Here is a 17721-nt window from a genome sequence, read left to right as displayed (position 1 = left end):
CTGTAACATATACATCAGGCCCCGAACCTCCGCTCCAGGAGCTTTCGAGCCGGCGGCAGTGGCCCCTTTTCATTGGTTCCATGGCTATCAAGCCATTGTTCAGACGGCGCAAGCAGCGCGCGATAGACCTCGCCGCAGAGTTCACGTGCTGCCCTGCCAGGCCAGTCGCCGGGCAGCAGGCTCTCGGGCAGCAGCGGATCGCGCAACACGACGCGGCGGTAGTAGTGGATCAGCAGGATGCGCGCGGTGAAGGCGTCCGCCTCGGACAGATCCGCACCGCGCGCGATAGCGGCACGGAGCGGCTCGAACGTCTTCATGAATTTCAGATAGGCGTCGGCGGTGCGGTCCAGCGGCCAGCTCGCGCTGAGCAGACGGCGCCCGCTGTCATCCTCAGCCGAGACTTCAAGACGGATCGCTCCGGCAGCCTCGTCCGGCACCGGCACACCTGATGGCGCGACCCACACGCCGGGCAGCGGACTGCCGAAGCCCGCGTTGCGCAGCGCTTCGCGCGAGACGTCGCGATCCTCGCCGTTGCCGATCAGGAGCAGCTCGAAGCGCCCGGTCCAGTCCGACGATGGCGGATCGTAGATGTGGCGCGTGGCGGCCTCGAAGGTCTGACTTCCTTTATCGGCCAGGCGATAAAAACTGTTCCGGCCAACCTTTTCGCGTGTCAGCCAGCCATCGGCAGCAAGGCGTGACATCGCGGTGCGCACCACGCCGCTATCGATGTCCACACTCTCGAAGAACTCCAACAGCGTGCCGAGCCACACCGAGCCGCCGCGCGGCACGATGGCGTCGCCGAACACGGTGATGACGATGGAGCCCGTGCGTGACGGCTCACGCTTGAGCTGGTCGATGATGCGGGAGAGCGGATGCGCCATGCCCGAGGCATAGCGCGTTTGGTGCGGGCGCGACAATGGACGGGGGCGACAATCAAAGCGAGAACCGGGCTCGATCCTTCGAGACGGCGCTTCGCGCCTCCTCAGGATGAGGTCTGATCACTTTCGCGCGGCATCACTAGCTCTCAGTCCTCATGGTGAGGAGCGCGGCAAAGCCGCGCGTCTCGAACCATGCAGGCCCCGCTTACCGATGCGGATCGGGATAGACCATGCTGCGCCAGCCGCTGCGGTCGAACGGCCGCCACTGGCCTTCCTTCTGCGCGAGGCGGTCGGCGACCGCATAGACGGCGGCGGGATGATGGCCCATACCGCAATGGCTGCTCTCGACCTCGATGCTCTCGGTCTGCGCTCCCGTCTTCTCCATACAGCCCTGCCAGGCGCAGACGCCGTCGGTACGGCTGAAGATGGCGGTGGTCGGCACCGGCGGCGGGACGGCGAGCTCGCCGCCGAACTGCGGATCGACCTCGTCGGACTTCCGCCCGCTCGCCCACTCATAGACGCGCCAGGCATTGGTCGAACGGGGGTCGCCCGCGAAGGGGCTGCCGAGCGTGATCACCTGGCGCACGCGCGCCGGCATCATCTTGGCGAGCTGGCGCGCATAGAGGCCGCCGAGGCTCCAGCCGACCAGGCTGATCTTGCGGCCATGCTTGTCACTGAGCTCCTGCACGAGATCGACCATCGCATGCTGCACGCCCTCGCGCAGACCGTAGTTGCGGCCCTGGCGCCAGCCGCTTGCCGCGTAGCCCTTACTGGTCAGAAACGAGCGCAGTGCGCGTGTCGACGCGTCGGAGGCCACGAGGCCCGGGAACACCAGCACCGGATGCCCATCGCCGCGGGGCGCGAGGCTCAGCAGCGGCAGCGCGCCGAGGAATGCACCGAACTCGTGGATCGCGCGCCCTTCCAGGAACATCAAGGTACGGGACGGCGGACGCAGCGTCTGGGCAGTAGCGGTCATCAATGGTCCCCTGGGCAGAATTGCTGAAAAGGCTACCGGTTGCGATGCCGGCAAATGGGTACGAATTCCAACAGTCCGGCTTCTCGAACGTTCCGCAACGCAGCATGAATCAGCTAGGCGGCCGGTTCCGGACATTCAAGCGGGTGAAGCCCAAGGCGACAATAGGCCCGCAGGTGAATGCCAGCGTCCGTGACGCAAAAGTCACAACCATCGAAGCAGGAATTCTACGGAGTAGAGCGCAAGACCTGCGAGCCCGCCGATCAGCGAGCCGTTGAAGCGGATGTATTGCAGATCGCGGCCGATGTTGATTTCAATCAGCGAAATCAGCTGCGCCATATCCCACGCCTTGACCTGGTCGGAAATGAAGGTCGAGACACCGCTCTTCTGATCCGCAACGAAGCTGCGCAGCACCGCCACCAGACCCTTGTTGATCTCGCCGCGGAGCTCGGCATCGCCGGCGAGCGCCTCGCCCGCTGCCACGAACATCCCGGCGAGATGATGCTGCAGCACCTGCGTCTCGCCGCTCGCGCTGCGCTCGATGAACGAGCGCATGTTGGCCCAGACGGTGCGGGCGAGATCGGCAAGCTCCGGCCGGGCGAGCAGATCGCGCTTCAATCCGTCGATACGATCGATATAGGCCTGATCGGTGCCGAGCCGGTCGACGAAGCCCAGCACCATGCGATCGAACTCGCCGCGAAACGGATGTTTGGGATCGCTGCGCACCTCGTTGAAAAAAGCCGTGGCGGACGCCACGATCTTGTTCACCAGAAACTTGTCGGCGCGATAGAGCCTGAGCAGGGTCGGCAACTCCGCGCGCACCTTCTCGCGGATCATCGCCATCGTCTCAGTCTGGTTCAGCGTCTCGTGCATCACGCGCAGGAGATCGTCGAACAGGATCTGATGCCGCCCTTCCGCGACGAAGCCGCGCAGCGTGCCGGCCGCGAGCGGCGCAAGGTCGATCGCCTGGAGCTGCGAGGACATGCGGCGAATGATGAAGGTCATCAGACCCGAGCTTTCCGTCGCGGAAACGGCCTCCGGCAGCAGGCGCAGTGCGAAGCGCGCGAGATCATCGCTGCGCTTGCGGTCACGCAGCCAGTCGGCGACGAAGGAGCCGAAATCGATCTCCCTCAGCTTGGCCTCGACCGGGCCGGCCTCGAGGAAATGCACCTGGATGAACTCGCCGAGCTTATCGGCGATGCGGGCCTGATTGCTCTGGATGATCGCGGTGTGCGGGATCGGCAGGCCGAGCGGCCGCTTGAACAGCGCGACCACCGCGTACCAGTCGGCGAGCCCTCCGATGGTCGCAGCTTCCGCGAAGGCCGCGATGAAGCCGAACACGGGATGCACTGGCAGAAGCCATTTCGCGACGACGAACAGGGCAAGCGTCGAGGCCAGCACCAGCGTCGCCAGTGCCTTGATGCGGCGAAGCTCCGCCGCGCGTTCGGCGTCACCGGGGCTGTTGAAGGAGAAGGTGGCGGGTGGGGTCATCACTGGATCACAGTACCCGTCATTGCGAGCGAAGCGAAGCAATCCAGTCTGCCTCCGTGGAAAGACACTGGATTGCTTCGCTGCGCTCGCAATGACGGCAGCACAAAAAACAAAGGCCCGCCGAAGCGGGCCTCAAATTTCAGTTTGTACTCAGGGTGCCGTATCAAGCGGTCTTGGTGTAGACCTTGGCAAAGTTGTCCTGAGCGGACTTCGCACCGTTGGCAGCGAGCTTGCCGACATAGTCGGCGGTCGCCTTGGCGCGCGAGACGAAAACTTCGCCGCGGGCGCGGAGCAGGCTCGACTGGATCTCGACGGCTTCGCTGATCGACTTGGCGGACGCGAGCTTGTCGATGCCCGAGAAGAACGCCTCGGCGTCCTCGTAGATCGCCTGCTGGATGTTGCGGCTGATCTTGCCGGCCTCGGTGACGGACTCGGTCACCGCGTTCTCGACGGCGGCGGTCACGCGCTCGGAGCCAGCGAACACCTCGGCAGCACGGTCCTTGGCGGTGTTGGCGGACTTCTTGACGAACTCGCGAGCGGCCTCGGGAACTTCCAGGTTCTGGATGTTCTTGAAAGCGTCCTTGAAGCCCTCGAAGGCAGTGTTGGTTTCGGTGGTCATGGGGTTCTCTCCATCCTCATTGGGTTGAGCTATGGGCTCACCCCGTCCTCATTGGCCCGGGGCACGGCTTATATGACATAATTAATGGTGCGATGCAATATTCATATTGCACTGCGATATCACGAAATCGTGAACAGCCTTAATGTCAGGCAATCTGGCGCCCCTGTAGCCAATCGTTTCCCGGAAGACGGCGCCTTACTGGACGGCACCCGGCAGCCCATAGGCTTCCATCTGGGCCTGCACCTGCGCAATATTGTGCCCGAGCACGACGATGTCGTGGGTCTTGCCGTCGACGTCCCGGACATGGTCCCGCAGCAGCGCCTCGGCCTTGAAGCCGAGGCTCTCGAACAGGGCGATCGCCGCCTGCTGGTCGACCGTCATCTGGACCGAAAGCTTTTCCAGGCCGGCGCCGAGCGCGAGCGCAAAGGTCTCCTGCGAGAGCGCCCGCCCGACCCCCTTCCCGCGCACGTCGAGGGAAACAACCATCCGGATCTCGCCGACATGGGGCGACCAGGAATGCGGATCGCGCACCAGCGTGCCGCAGCCGACAACCTTGGCGTCCCTGACCGCGAGCAGGCTGGTAATCGCGCCGCGCTCGATCTCCTTGACCCAGGCCGAGAGCACCTTCAGCTCGCTGATGTTGCGCGGCAGGAACAACAGATCATGGGTCGGCAGGCCCTTGCCGAAGGCCAGCACCGCGGCCTCGTCCGCAGGCGACATCAGGCGGATCTCGATATCGCCAGCGTCGGTCTTGACCTGACGCGGATAGGAACGCTGCTCACTCATGTCGATCTCTTCCCCAGCCAGGAATCCAGTTTCGGCCACAGCCGTTTCACAGCGTTGGCGCCGGCAACAAGCGAGACGTGACCACCCTTCAGCATCACCTCTTCCTTGTCATCGGATCCGATCTTCGCGATCAGGTGTTTTGCGGCGTCATACGGCACGATGTGATCGTGCTCGGCGACCGCATGCAGGAACGGCACCTTGATGTCTTCGAGCTTCGCCGCGCGGCCGCCGACCGACATGGTGTCGTTGAACAGTTTGTTGTCCCACATCAGATCCTTGGTGATCGTGCGGAAATACTCGCCCGCAAGCGGCAGCGTGTCGGTCGCCCAGCGGTCGAACATGCGGTACGATTTCACGAACTCATCGTTCCAGATGTTTTCCCAAAGCTGGATCTGGCTCACCGTGCGCGAGGCCGGGCGCAGCATCTCGAACGAGGACAGGATCATCTCCGGCGGCACGTTGCCGACGCTGTCGACGAGGCGGTCGACGTCGAAATAGCGGCGGTCGGAGAAATTGGAGAACAGCTTCATTTCGCGGAAATCGATCGGGGTGGTGAAGCAGATCAAATTCTTCATCGGCCCGTCCTTGTGGATCGAGCCGTAGAGCAGCGACAGCACGCCGCCGAAGCAATAGCCGATCACCGAGACGTCCTGCTCGCCGGAATCGGCCTGCACGCGGCGGACGCAATCCGGGATGAAGTCGAGGACGTAGTCCTCCATGCGCAGGCTCTTCTCCTCCGGCCGCGGCGCGCTCCAGTCCAGCATGTAGACGTCGTAGCCGCGCTTGAGCAGGAACTCGATGAAGCTCTGACCAGGCACGAGATCGAGGATGTAGCCGCGATTGGTGGTCGCCATCACGATCAAGACCGGCACGCGGTAGATCTCGTCGGACATCGGCCGGTAGTGATAGAGGCTCATGGTGCCGCGCGAATGCAGCACGTCCTTCGGACGTCGAGCCGAGCGAAGGGCCCGAAGTCGAGAAATATTCGACGCCCTTGATGCTGCGCTGGATGGCGCGCTGCACCTCGGACTGGATGCGATCCGGGATCGATGCGAGATCTAGTCCGGTGGCTGCATTCATGTCTGCTCTCCGCCCTCGGACGGCGGGCGCCTGGTGCGCGGCGGTCGCAATGCCGTATCGGAGCCCTGAGATACGCCGGAACGTGCCGCCATCTGGCTCAGCATCCACTTGATCTCACCGATCTGGCCTTCGATGGCTTGCAACCTTTCGGCAAGGCCAGTGACCTGATCGCGGCTGGGCAGGTTCATGGAGACCAGATATTTGTCCATGAGCTCGCCGAGTTGCTTCTGAGCACCTGCAGCAACCCCTCCCGCGCGGTTCATCGCCTGTGAAAACTCGGGCGACGACATGGCCTGGTTGGCGAAGGAGTTGAACCCCTTCTCCATCTCACCAACCATCTTCTGCCACATGGCGACGGGGTCATTGGTCTTGTCGGTCATCGGCGTCCTCCTGATATCGAGAGCTGCGATGCCCTTCTTTTTTCGCCATACCACACCGTTGCGAGGGAGCGGTCAACCGGCAGGTCGCGCGGTGCGGCGCACACGGCTTCTTTGCGGCGGCAAACCGTGCGATACAGCATCGATCAGCAGGAGGGAACGCGCCCGTGACCACCCATCAGCCGCCCCAGACCATCCGCGCCAACGGCATCGACATCTGCTACGAGATCTTCGGCAACGACAACGCCGAGCCGCTGCTGCTGATCATGGGGCTCGGGGCGCAGATGATCCACTGGGACGATGCGTTCTGCGAGCAGCTCGCCGTGCATGGCTTTCGCGTGATCCGCTTCGACAATCGCGACATCGGCAAGTCGAGCCATCTGACGGGCGGCAAACGCCTGACGCCGCTCGAGCTGTTGAAGCTGCGCTTTCTGAGGATTCCCGTCGCCGCGACCTACAAGCTGATCGACATGGCGAAGGACACGGTCGGCCTGATGGACGCGCTCGGCATCAAGTCCGCGCATCTGGTTGGTGCCTCGATGGGCGGTATGATTGCGCAGGAGGTGACGCTGTCGTTTCCAGAGCGCGTGCGCTCGCTGACCTCGATCATGTCGACGACAGGCAATCCGCGTGTGCCGCCGCCGACACGCGAGGCCTCCGCGATGCTGATGGCACCGCCGCCACGCAGCAAGGAGGAGTTCATCGTCCGCTTCGGCGAGACCTGGAAGGTGCTGCGCGCCGGGTCCTTTCCGGAAGAGGAAGCGCTCGACCCCGATCGTGCCGAGCGCGTCTTCGCACGCGGGCTCAATCCGGCCGGCGTCGGCCGGCAGCTCCGTGCGGTGCCCGCTTCCGGCAGCCGCAAGGAGCGGCTTCATGGCGTGAAAACACCGACGCTGGTCATTCACGGCACTGTCGATCCGCTGGTGCGTCCCGAAGGCGGCAAGGACACCGCAGAGTCGATTCCCGGCGCAAAGCTGTTGATGATCGACGGCATGGGCCACGCGCTGCCGATGCGCTTCTGGCCCGAGATCATCCGCGCCATCGACAAGCACGCTCATGGGGCGGCGGCGCAGGCGGCGTAGACGCGACCGGTCTCCTCGCTGTGACCATGTGAGCTTCCGGTTACTCTCTTAACGCGAGCTGGCGCGAAAGCTATACAGGCCTCCCTCAATCGCAAGACAGAGGCTGCGGCCTCTCGGAGCTCACATGCATCTCATCGTCCGGTCCGTCACAATGATTGCGGCTTCCATTCTCATGCTGTCTGTCGGCAACGGCGCTGCGCTGGCCGCCAGCGCGCAGGAAGAAGCCAACCGCGCCGCCGTGCTGGCCTTCTACGAGAAGGGCCTCAATCAGAAGGACGCCGATGCGGCCCTCGCCTATGTCGGCGACCGCTATGTCCAGCACAATCCGAATGCGCCCGATGGTCCGGACGGTTTTCGCAAGTTCATCGGCTTCCTGCGCGAAAAGTTTCCGAACTCGCACAGCGAGATCAAGCGCTCATTCGTCGATGGCGACTTTGTCATCCTGCACGTTCACTCCGTTCGGGAGCCCGGCAGCAGGGGCCGCGCGATCGTGGATATCTTCAAGCTGGAGAACGGCAAGATCGTCGAACACTGGGACGTCGTTCAGGACATCCCGGAAAATCCGGCGAACAACAATACGATGTTCTAGAGCCGTAGCCCGGATGAAGCGCAGCGTAATCCGGGACCACTCTTTGCGGATCGACCGCCCCGGATTTCGCTTCGCTCCATCCGGGCTACAAATCGCCGCCTAGCTCTTCCGCGCTATCCAGATCACGTGGCGCGCGCCGCCGCCTCTGCCGGTGGCGCGAACATTGACTTCGTTCACATCGAAGCCGGCGCTACCGAGGCGCTTGGTGAAGGCCGGGTTGGGTCCCGACGACCAGACGGCGAGCACGCCGCCCGGCCGCAGCGCCACCTTCGCCGCTTTCAACCCGCTCGCATTGTAGAGTGCGTTATTGCCCTTCCGGGTCAGCCCCTCCGGCCCATTGTCGACGTCGAGCAGAATGGCGTCGAAGGCCGACCGCTGTGCACGGATGATCTCGCCAACGTCGGTCTCCCGGATCTTCACCCTGACATCATCGAGACTGTCGCCAAAGACCTCGGCCATCGGGCCGCGCGCCCAGGCGACCACCGCCGGCACGAGCTCGGAGACCACGATCTTCGCCTTGCTCCCGAGCACAGTCAGCGCCGCGCGCAGCGTAAAGCCCATCCCGAGGCCTCCGATGAGGACAACGGGTTTTGCGACCGTCTCGATCTGCTTTGCCGCGAGAGTTGCGAGCGCGGCCTCAGAGCCTGACAGGCGGTTGTTCATCAGCTCGTTGGTGCCGAGCTTGATAGAGAACTCCTTGCCGCGCCGCATCAGGCGGAGCTCTTCGTCGGAGCCGGGGATTTTTGCGGTGTCGATCTTTTCCCAGGGAATCATGCGAGAGCTTTAGCACGATCGGACGAACAATCACCCTCCCGCCCAGACATCCAGCACATACCGGTTCTTCGCACCCATCTCCTCGATCCAGCGCGCAGCCGCGGCGGCATCGCTGCCGCTCTTCTCGCGATGGATCGAGACGAGCGCGGCCTTCACATCGGGCTCCATCTTGCCGCCATCGCCGCAGACATAGATGATCGCGCCCTGCTCGATCAGCGGCCAGACCCTGTCCTTCTGCGCGGCAAGCATGTGCTGCACATAGGTCTTCGGTCCATCTGCACGCGAGAATGCCGTGAAGAGCTCGGTGATGCCGCTTGCCGCCACCCCTTCAGCTCCTCCGCGTAAAGAAAATCCTGGTCGGGATGGCGGCAGCCGAAGAACAGCATGGCCGGACCGAGGGCGGCGCCTTTCGCCTTGCGCGCGGCGCGCTCTTGGAGGAAGCCGCGGAACGGCGCCAGTCCGGTGCCCGGGCCGATCATGATGATCGGCACCGATGACTCATCCGGGAGCCGGAAGCCGGCCTTGGTCTCGCGCACGGTGGCATAGATCGCATCGCCCGCACGCCGGTTGGAGAGATAATTCGAGCAGATGCCTTTGTAGACACCGCGCCCGGAGGCGGCCGGCCCTTCGACCACGCCGACCGTGACGCTGCATCGCGCCGGGTCCACCGACGGCGAGGACGAAATCGAATAGTAGCGCGGCGCCAGCAGCGAGAGCATTTCCAGGTAAGCGTGGAACGGCAACTCGCAGGCCGGATATTCGAGCAGCATGTCGAACACCGATTTGCGCCTGGCCAGAATCTCGGTGCGATAACGCTCGAGCGGCTCGGCCTCCTCGCCAACGAAGGCCAGCAGCTTCGGCTTGGTGACCGGGCAGCGGGTATGCTCGGCCATGATCTGGATCTGCTTCCGTGTCGCCACCTGCTGCAACTCGACGAACTCGCTGAGCAGGCGTCCGACCGAGACGGCATTGCCGACCGGCAGCTGCGCGCGCCGGCCTTCGGCGACCTGAAGCCTGATCTGGTCCGCCGGCAGGAAGCCGAAGCGACGGGCAACCGAATCCACCAGCGTCGGATCGTTGCGCGGAACGACGCTTAAGTGATCGCCGACGCGATAGATGATGTTGGACGGCAGCTGCACCTCGATATGGCGCGTCGAACGCTCGGACGGATTGGCGCCGGACTTGTTCTGAAGTTCGTCATTGACCAGCACCTTCATCGCGACAGCACCGCCCTGCGCGACGATGGTGTTGACGGCGGTTACTGCGACAGGCTCAATCGCATAGAGCGGATCGTCCTCCGCGGCGCGGGTGAAATTCCAGTCGATGCCGAATTCCTTGGTGGCAACCTGCGCGGCCGCAGGGAACCATTTCTGGAACTGGCCGTCGAGATCGCTGCGCGCATCGCCTTCGCCGCGCGGATAGACCGCGCGCGCACCATGCTTCGACAATTGCTCGTCGATGAAGCGCGGCACCGATTGATAGGTTGCCGCCCAAACGCTGTTGCCGCAGCCGAACACGGCGTAGCGCACATTGGCAAAGGCATCCTTCGGCAGATCGTCGCCGAGCCATTTGACGAATTGCGTCGCATTGTCAGGCGGCGCGCCGTTATAGGAGGCGCAGATGATCAGCACGCCGCCCTCGTGCGGCAGCTTGCCGACGTAATCGTCGAGCGGCCCGAGATGCACGGCAAAGCCGTTGATCTCGGCAAGGTCGGCCATGCGCGTTGCGAGCTCCTCGGCCGTGCCGAGGTTGGAGCCGTACAGCACCAGCATCGGCGTATTGTGGCCGGGCCGCGTCGTCGGCTGACGCGGTGCTCTCGGCGCTGAAACTGCAGCTGCGATCGGCCCGCCATAAGCGCCGCGCTCGCGATCGGCGCGCGGACGTACCTTGATCTTGAAGCCCTCGGGCTTCATGGTCAGCGTTTCTTTCAGATGCATCTGATAGCGCTGATGGTCGATCAGCTTGAAGCGCTGGAGGATCATGCCGAGCGCGAGTGCCGCCTCGTGCATCGCAAAACCGCGGCCGATGCAGGCGCGCTGGCCGTTGCCGAACGGCTTCCAGGCGTTGATCGGCCGCTTGGCCTCCGCCTCGCGGCTGAAATTCTCGGGATCGAACGCGTCGGGATTTGGACCCCAGACCGAGGGATCGCGATGCAGCGCCGTCACCAGGATGGTGATGAAGGTGCCCTTCCTGAGCCTGTAATTGCCGCCGCCGATGGTCTCGTCGTTCAGCGGTGAGATGCCATAGGCCGGCGCCGGCGGCCACAGCCGCAGAGCTTCCTTGAGGATCTGCGTGATGTAAGTGAGCTGCGTCACCTGCAGGTAGGTCGGCTTGGCATTGACGTCGGGGCCGAAAACGCGGTCGACCTCGTCATAGGCCTTCTTGAGAATGTCCGGGTGCTTGAGCAAGGCATAGAGCGTGTAGGACAGCAGGCCGCTGGTGGTCTCGTGGCCCGCGATCAAGAACGTGTTGATCTGGTAGCGGATGTTGATGTCGTCAAGCTGCTCGCCGGTCGAACGGTCGACGCCGGTCATCATCGCGGCGAGCATGTCCTTCTTGTCGTCGATCCCTTCGGCGCTCTTGCGGCGCTCGGCGATGATCTCGTCGACCATCTTGTTCATGAAGGCGACGTCTTCGGCGAGCGTCTTCCGGCGCTTCTGCATCCAGAGCTGCTCGAACGGCAGGCCGCGCGTCATCATGATGGTTTCGAGCGAGCGCACCAGCGACTCGACGAAGGGATGGTAGTCGCGTCGATAGAAGGAATTGAAGCGGTACTCGAAGCCGCACAGGCCGATCGTGTCCAGCGTCAGCGCGGTCATGTCATGGACGACGTCGATCTCGTCGTCGGCGTTGAGCCGTTCCCATTTGTTGACGAGCTGCTCGGCGATATCGACCATGCTCGGGTGATAGGACTGCATGGCGCGATTGCCGAACGGCTGCAGCAGGATGTTGTGGGCCTTGCTCCAGTTCGGCTCGCGGGTGTCGGCCGTGAAAAGGCCGTCACCGCCGACCGCGCGCACACGGCGCAGCGCACCGCGCACCGTCTTGTCGAAGCGCTTCTCGTCGGAGAGCTCGTCGACGAGATCGTGGCCGGAGACGACGACGATCGGCGAGCCCATCATGTCGAGCCAGAAGATCGGCCCAAGCTCCTTGGCGAGCCGGGTCAGGTGCTGCACCGGCGCGGCCGAATCCAGCGACAGCATGTTGCCGACCACCGGCTTGGTCGGCGGCTGCGGAATCGGGTCCAGACGGTTCTTGGATGACATTGAAATGTAGTCCCCCTGCCTCAATGTTCGTCATTGCGAGCGAAGCGAAGCAATCCAGAATATATCCGCGGAGGCAGTCTGGATTGCTTCGTCGCTTTGCTCCTCGCGATGGCGAGTTCGCAACGACGAGCGCTAGCCAAACCGCCTTCTACGCCATTCGATCAACTTGGCGCTGACCTCTTCCGGCTTCTCCTGCTGCGTCCAATGGCCGCTGTCGCGGACCAGATATTTTTCGAGATCGGGAATCAGCTTGTCCATGCCGTCGGCGGAAATCGGCGGCAACACCGCGTCGTTCTCGGCCATGATCATCAACGACGGCACGCGCACCGTATGATCGAGCCCTTCGGCGCGCGTCCAGTTGCGCGACATGTTGCGGTACCAGTTGATGCCGCCGGTGAAGCCCGTTCTGGTGAAATTGTCGACGAACACCTTTTTCTCTTCCGGCGACAGGATCGGCGTGCGCGGATCGTGCTTCGCGTCATAAGCCGCAATCATCTGCGGAAACGCCAGATTGACCCGCGGCGAAGCGCCCACGCCGGCAATCACTTCCTCCGCCGGCGCATCGGGCGGGCGCGGCGCCGGCCTGCGCATGAACGCATCGAATGTCTGCTCGACGCGACTGCCGAAGATCCTGTCGGGTTCGCGCGCCGGATCCTGGAATTGCACGATGTACATCTTGTCGCCGAAGCGAGCGCGCAGAAGCTCGATCGGATCGGCCCAGGCACGGTTGGTATGAGGCGTGTTGATGCCGACCACCCCCGCAACTCGGTCGATGTGCCGCAGCGGCATCTGCCAGACGATGAAGCCGCCCCAGTCGTGACCGACGAAGATGGCCTTGTCGATCTGGAGATGATCGAGGAGCCCGACGAGGTCGCCGGTCAGATGTTCGATGTCGTAGGCCTCGACCGGCTCGGGCCGGTCGGTCGCGCCATAGCCGCGCTGGTCCGGCGCGATCACCCGGATGCCGGCCTCGCTCAACGCCTTGATCTGGTGACGCCAGGAGAAGGCGAGTTCCGGCCAGCCGTGGCACAGCACCATCGGCGGCTTGTCGCTGACAGGGCCCGCCTCGTAGTAGCCCATGCGGATTCCGTTCGTCTGCACGAACTTGAGCGGTGGCATTTCAATCATCGCAATATTCCTACTCTGCGGCGCCCTTGACGTCGGCCGCCGGCGGCGCGTAGGCCGCCTCCAGCGCGGCGAACTCCTCCGGCAGCATGTCGCACATCACCTGCACGTGCGGAATGATGTTGGCGCCGACGATGAAGCCGAAGTCGAGCTGGTCGCGATAGCTCTGCACGGTGATGTTGAGCGCCTGGCCATGCGTCGAGATCGACACCGGGAAGATGTGCAACAGCTCCGCGCCGGCGGCATAGAGCGTCTGCCGCGGCCCCGGCACGTTGGACACCGTGATGTTGGCCGCCGGCGGCAGCACATCCGACAGGTTCGAGCGGCTGTAGAGCAGCGCCAGAACCTGCACCATCATCGGCGCACCCAGCATCGAGATGTTGGAAATCTGCGGCATCAGGGCCCGCAACGGATGCGACATCTCCTTGGACTTGGTCGACTGCGCGATGATCGCCTCCAGCCGCGCCTTGGGATCGTCGATATTGGTCGCGATCGAGCAGATCATGCCGAACACCTGGTTGTTGGCTTCGGTGTTGCCTTCCTCACGCAGCGAGATCGGCACGGCGGCGGTCAGCGATTTCGCCGGCAGCGTGCCATATTGCTGGAGGTAGCGCCGGACCACGCCGGAGGCGAGCGCCAGCACCACGTCGTTGAGCTTGCCGCCGGCCTGCTTGGCGAGCGCCTTTGAACGCGACAGCGAGATCGAGACGCCGGCAAAGCTGCGTTCCGAGGAAATCGTCTTGTTCAGCATGGTCGGCGGCGACACCATGCTGGCGAGGCTTTCCCGGGATTTCGGATCGGAGATTTTGCCGAGCACGTCGGAGACGCTCTTCACCATGGTCGGGATGTTGCCGGCGAAGCGCACCGCGCTCTCGATCTGGTACATCGCATTGTCGAACAGGATCGAGCCGATGTCGCTTTTGCCCGTGCGCGGCAATTGCAGGTTCTTCGCGGCGGCCGAGGCATCGAGCGGCTGGGTGAAGAGCTGCTGATAGGAATCGAGCAGGTTGGCGGCGATGTCGCGCGGCTCCTGTCCGGGCTTGCTGCCCGCCGTCGGCGGATCGACCTTCCGGGGGGTGGGCGAGATATCGTAGATCATGTTGGTCAGCGCCGCCCCGGCGCCGCCGTCGATGGCGGCATGGTGCATCTTGGAATAGAGCCCGACCTCGTTGTCCTTCATGCCCTCGAACACGTAGAACTCCCAGAGCGGCCGGGCGCGGTTCAAGAGCTTGGCGTGCATCCAGCCGACGATGCGTTCGAGCGTGGCGCGGTCGCGCGGCTGCGGCAGGCTGGCGCGGAAGATGTGGCGGTCGATGTCGAACTGGTCGTCCTCGACCCAGGAGGGATGATCGATATCGAGCGGCGCCTTCTCCAGCCGCGCCTTCAGGATCGGCGCGATGTGCAAGCGCGAGACGATCATCGCCTTGAAGTCTTCGAAGAAGTCGCCCTTGTAGTCGTCAGGCAGGCGAAAGATCGCCATGCTGCCGACATGCATCGGCATCTCCGGCGTTTCCAGATAGAGAAATGATGCGTCCAGCGACGACAGCTTCTTACCGTCAGCCATAGTTCCCTCCGCTAATTTTGACGGGCGCCTTTGCCGGCGCTTCTCGTCAGGCCGATACTGCCCGTTCCGGCGGGGCATATGCAATGGCAAACGGCCCTGCCCGGTCAAACGGCCAGAATTCCCCCTCCGGTTGCGCCAGGCGGTCCGCCACGGCCCACAGCGCCGCGGGGTTCACGCCAAGCCCGATATGGCTCGCCAGGTGCACCTCGATGTTCTCGGCGCGGTCGGAGGGACGCAACAAGCAGGTTCGCCAGTTCACGACACCGTCGGCGCGCGAATAGATCGACGTCGCCGGCACCGGCAGATCGCCGGCGATCGCCTCGCGCAGTTCGGCAAAATCCTCGACACGATCGCCGGACAACGCTTCGTAGAGCCGCGTGGCGTTGGTCGCCCGCACGTCGTTGGCAAACGGGCTGCCGAGCGTGACGACGTAACGGACTATCTCGGGCGCCTGGAGTGCGAGATCGCGGGCATAGACGCCGCCGAGACTCCAACCGACCAGGCTGACCTTGCGTCCGCTCGTGGCGTGGATTTCGGCGAGGCGCGTGCGCAAGGCTTCCCTCGTCCGCCCCAGCCCACCGAGATTGCGCCCCATCCGCCAGGCGTGCGCCTCATAGCCGAGCTCGCTAAGATAGCGCCGCATCGGTGCCATCGAGAGATCGCTGGCAAGAAAGCCCGGCAGTGCCAGCACCGGATGGCCGTCGCCCCTGGGCGCGCGCATCAGGAGCGGCGACAGCATCAGGCTGGCGTTGAATTCGAAAAGTCCACGCGCTTCGGCCAGCAGCATGCCGAGGCTCGGCGGACGAAGCCGGCCCGACGCCTGCGGCTCGTCCGGCCCGGGCGACATTTATTTCTTCTTGTCGCCGCTGCGCGGGCTGCCGAGGCCGGCCATGGTGACGAACATGTCCTGAAACCGCTCGGCGATCTTCGGATCGAAGGTGAACCAGCTCTGGATCAGCGACTCCGGCGAGACCTTTTCGATGTTGGACATCATCTGCTGTTGCAACTTGTCCATCACGGCGGTCTGCATCGGCATCACGTCGGGTAGTCCGAAGAACTGGCGGGCTTCAAGGGGGGTGCAGTCAATTTCGATGTTAACTTTCATGTCCCCTCCAGATGAGATTCGAGCGGCCTGTCGCAGTATCGCCGCGAGACGGTGTGCAACGCAAGCGACCTGAGGCTGGCGGCCGGCCTTGCTTCCGCGATCGGCGGATATGGTCAATGAAATCGCGCCCGCCATGAGCCCGCTTCCTCGGCGCCCGGCGGGGCACGAGGGCCCCGCGGCCGGGGACTTCACCGATCGAAAGTCGAATATCGCCCGCGAACCCCTCGCCGCCAGATTGTCGGCCAGCATTGCTGCACAGCGGCGCAACTTGGCGCGTTCCTTGCTGGAATGGCGCTTGCACGGGTCGTGAACTCTGGGCAACATGGATTGGGACGCCCGCCGAACAATCAAAAATCACGGCGCGGCAGAGTGGAGAGGGTCAAGAATGTCAGTCGGTCGAACTCTGTTTGCGGCGACGCTCGCCGGTACGCTTGCGTTGACGGTCTCGTCGGCGTCGAGCCAGACGCTACGTTATGCCAACCAGGGTGACCTGAAGTCGCTCGATCCCTATACCCTCAACGAGAGCACCACTCACGCCCATCTCGGTCACGTCTATCAAGGCCTCACCGCGCGCGACAAAGACCTCAAGATCATCCCGGCGCTGGCGGAAAGCTGGGAAACCCCGGAGCCGACCCGCTGGCGCTTCCATTTGCGCAAAGGCGTGAAATTCCACAACGGCGATCCCTTCACCGCCGACGACGTGCTGTTCTCGGCCGATCGCGTCCGCAAGAAGGGGTCCAACATGCAGACCCGCCTTGCTCCGGACGTCAAGGTGATCAAGGTCGACGACTACACCGTCGATTTCGTCCTGCCCTCGCCCAATCCCATCCTGCATAACGCGTGGGATGTCTGGTACATCATGGACAAGAAATGGGCCGAGGAGAACAACGTCGTCGACCCGACGCCGGTGGCGGCGACCACGCCGAGCTACGCCTCGCTCCACGAGAACGGCACCGGTCCCTTCGTCATCGAAAGCCACCAGCCCGGCGTGAAGACCGTGTTCAAGGCCAACCCCAATTACTGGGGCAAGGTCGAAGGTAACCTGAAGGAGATCATCTTCACCCCGATCGCCTCCGACGCCACCCGCGTCGCCGCGCTGCTGTCGGGCGAAGTCGACGTCATTGAGCCGGTGCCGATCCAGGACATCTCCCGCGTCGATTCGAGCCCGAACGCCCAGGTGCTGAAGGGGGCGGAGCTGCGCACCATCTTCATCGGCTTCGATCAAGTCCGCGACGAGTTGCTCTACTCCAGCATCAAGGGCAAGAACCCATTCAAGGACATCCGGGTCCGCGAGGCCTTTTACAAGGCGATCGACATCGAGCTGATCAAGACGCGCGTGATGCGCGGGCTGTCGACGCCGTCGGCCCTGATGATCGCTCCGGAATTGTTCCTGCTGTCCAAGGAGTTCACCCGGCCGAAATTCGACCCTGATGGCGCCAAGAAGCTCCTGACCGAGGCCGGCTACCCCGACGGCTTCGAGGTCACCATGGATTGCCCGAACGATCGCTACGTCAACGACGCAGCGATCTGCCAGGCCGTCGTCGGCATGCTCGCCCGCATCGGCGTCAAGATCAATCTGCTGGCGCAGCCCAAGGCGCAATACTTCGCCAAGGTGTTGAAGCAAGGAGGCTACCAGACCTCGTTCTACATGCTGGGCTGGACGCCGAGCACAATGGACTCCCACAACGTGCTCTTTGACATCATGGGCTGCCGCGACGATGCCAAATCCTCGCGCGGCGAAGCCAATCTCGGCGGTTACTGCAACAAGGAGTTCGACGCCATCACCGACAAGGTGCTGGTCGAAACCGACACCGCCAAGCGCAACCAGCTGATCAAGCAGGCCTACGAAATCGGCAACAAGGACTGGTCCTACATCCCGCTGCACCAGCAGGCGCTGGCCTGGGGCGTATCAAAGAAGGTCAACCTGCCGCAGCGCGCCGACAATCTGGTCATGTTCCACTGGGCGACCAAGAAGGAATAGCGACAGTTGAACACGAGGTCCCGGCAGCGTC

Annotated in this window: 14 protein-coding genes and 2 pseudogenes; 3 read left to right on the top strand and 13 right to left on the bottom strand. The window is 63.6% G+C overall.

Features of this window, described 5'->3' with window-relative positions; translation table 11 throughout:
* Positions 1-14: 14 nt before the first annotated feature.
* From paaX to HAP41_RS17360, 7 genes and pseudogenes are all read right to left on the bottom strand, one after another.
* Positions 15-881: a phenylacetic acid degradation operon negative regulatory protein PaaX gene (gene paaX / locus HAP41_RS17390; RefSeq protein ID WP_166099198.1), complete on the bottom strand. Its 867-nt coding sequence runs from the start codon at positions 879-881 to the stop codon at positions 15-17.
* A gap of 202 nt (positions 882-1083) precedes the next feature.
* Positions 1084-1854, bottom strand: a complete 771-nt coding sequence (locus HAP41_RS17385; protein WP_014496932.1) for an esterase/lipase family protein — start codon at positions 1852-1854, stop codon at positions 1084-1086.
* A gap of 201 nt (positions 1855-2055) precedes the next feature.
* A complete protein-coding gene (locus tag HAP41_RS17380; RefSeq protein ID WP_166099205.1) occupies positions 2056-3342 on the bottom strand; it encodes a DUF445 domain-containing protein in 1287 nt (428 codons plus the stop codon).
* 163 nt (positions 3343-3505) lie between these two features.
* Positions 3506-3961: a phasin gene (locus HAP41_RS17375; protein ID WP_071915875.1), complete on the bottom strand. Its 456-nt coding sequence runs from the start codon at positions 3959-3961 to the stop codon at positions 3506-3508.
* Between the two features lie 195 nt (positions 3962-4156).
* Entirely contained in the window at positions 4157-4747 is a 591-nt protein-coding gene (locus tag HAP41_RS17370; protein WP_166099208.1) for a GNAT family N-acetyltransferase, read from the bottom strand.
* A pseudogene (locus tag HAP41_RS17365) lies at positions 4744-5827 on the bottom strand (PHA/PHB synthase family protein). Before HAP41_RS17365 ends, HAP41_RS17370 begins: the two are co-directional and overlap by 4 nt.
* Complete coding sequence (locus tag HAP41_RS17360; RefSeq protein WP_166099211.1) at positions 5824-6207, bottom strand: hypothetical protein; 384 nt, start codon at positions 6205-6207, stop codon at positions 5824-5826. Before HAP41_RS17360 ends, HAP41_RS17365 begins: the two are co-directional and overlap by 4 nt.
* A 164-nt stretch (positions 6208-6371) precedes the next feature.
* Here HAP41_RS17360 and HAP41_RS17355 point away from each other — a divergent pair, with 164 nt between their 5' ends.
* Positions 6372-7286: an alpha/beta fold hydrolase gene (locus HAP41_RS17355; RefSeq protein WP_166099214.1), complete on the top strand. Its 915-nt coding sequence runs from the start codon at positions 6372-6374 to the stop codon at positions 7284-7286.
* 124 nt (positions 7287-7410) lie between these two features.
* On the top strand, positions 7411-7875 hold the full coding sequence (locus HAP41_RS17350; protein ID WP_166099217.1) for a nuclear transport factor 2 family protein: 465 nt from the start codon (positions 7411-7413) through the stop codon (positions 7873-7875).
* Between the two features lie 99 nt (positions 7876-7974).
* Here the strand turns inward: HAP41_RS17350 and HAP41_RS17345 are convergent, their stop codons facing one another.
* The 6 genes and pseudogenes from HAP41_RS17345 to HAP41_RS17320 all read right to left on the bottom strand — a co-directional run bounded on the left by HAP41_RS17345 (position 7975) and on the right by HAP41_RS17320 (position 15709).
* On the bottom strand, positions 7975-8649 hold the full coding sequence (locus HAP41_RS17345) for a spermine/spermidine synthase domain-containing protein (protein WP_166099220.1): 675 nt from the start codon (positions 8647-8649) through the stop codon (positions 7975-7977).
* Between the two features lie 30 nt (positions 8650-8679).
* Positions 8680-11915: pseudogene (locus tag HAP41_RS17340) on the bottom strand (bifunctional cytochrome P450/NADPH--P450 reductase).
* Between the two features lie 132 nt (positions 11916-12047).
* Entirely contained in the window at positions 12048-13043 is a 996-nt protein-coding gene (locus HAP41_RS17335; protein ID WP_166099225.1) for an alpha/beta fold hydrolase, read from the bottom strand.
* A gap of 10 nt (positions 13044-13053) precedes the next feature.
* Positions 13054-14604 carry a WS/DGAT/MGAT family O-acyltransferase gene (locus HAP41_RS17330; protein WP_028157105.1) on the bottom strand — a complete coding sequence of 517 codons (1551 nt, stop codon included), beginning with the start codon at positions 14602-14604 and terminating at the stop codon, positions 13054-13056.
* A 46-nt stretch (positions 14605-14650) separates the two neighbouring features.
* Positions 14651-15451: an esterase/lipase family protein gene (locus tag HAP41_RS17325; protein WP_166099235.1), complete on the bottom strand. Its 801-nt coding sequence runs from the start codon at positions 15449-15451 to the stop codon at positions 14651-14653.
* Positions 15452-15709: a DUF6489 family protein gene (locus HAP41_RS17320; RefSeq protein WP_008139320.1), complete on the bottom strand. Its 258-nt coding sequence runs from the start codon at positions 15707-15709 to the stop codon at positions 15452-15454.
* Positions 15710-16094: 385 nt separating this feature from the next.
* On the opposite strand from HAP41_RS17320, the gene HAP41_RS17315 reads away from it, so the two are divergent.
* Positions 16095-17690, top strand: a complete 1596-nt coding sequence (locus tag HAP41_RS17315; RefSeq protein ID WP_166099240.1) for an ABC transporter substrate-binding protein — start codon at positions 16095-16097, stop codon at positions 17688-17690.
* Positions 17691-17721: the final 31 nt, after the last annotated feature.

The organism is Bradyrhizobium barranii subsp. apii (assembly GCF_011516635.5).
Taxonomy (GTDB): Bacteria; Pseudomonadota; Alphaproteobacteria; order Rhizobiales; family Xanthobacteraceae; genus Bradyrhizobium; species Bradyrhizobium barranii.
Note: the sequence above shows the minus strand (reverse complement) of the source record. Positions and strands in the feature narration are given on the sequence as shown.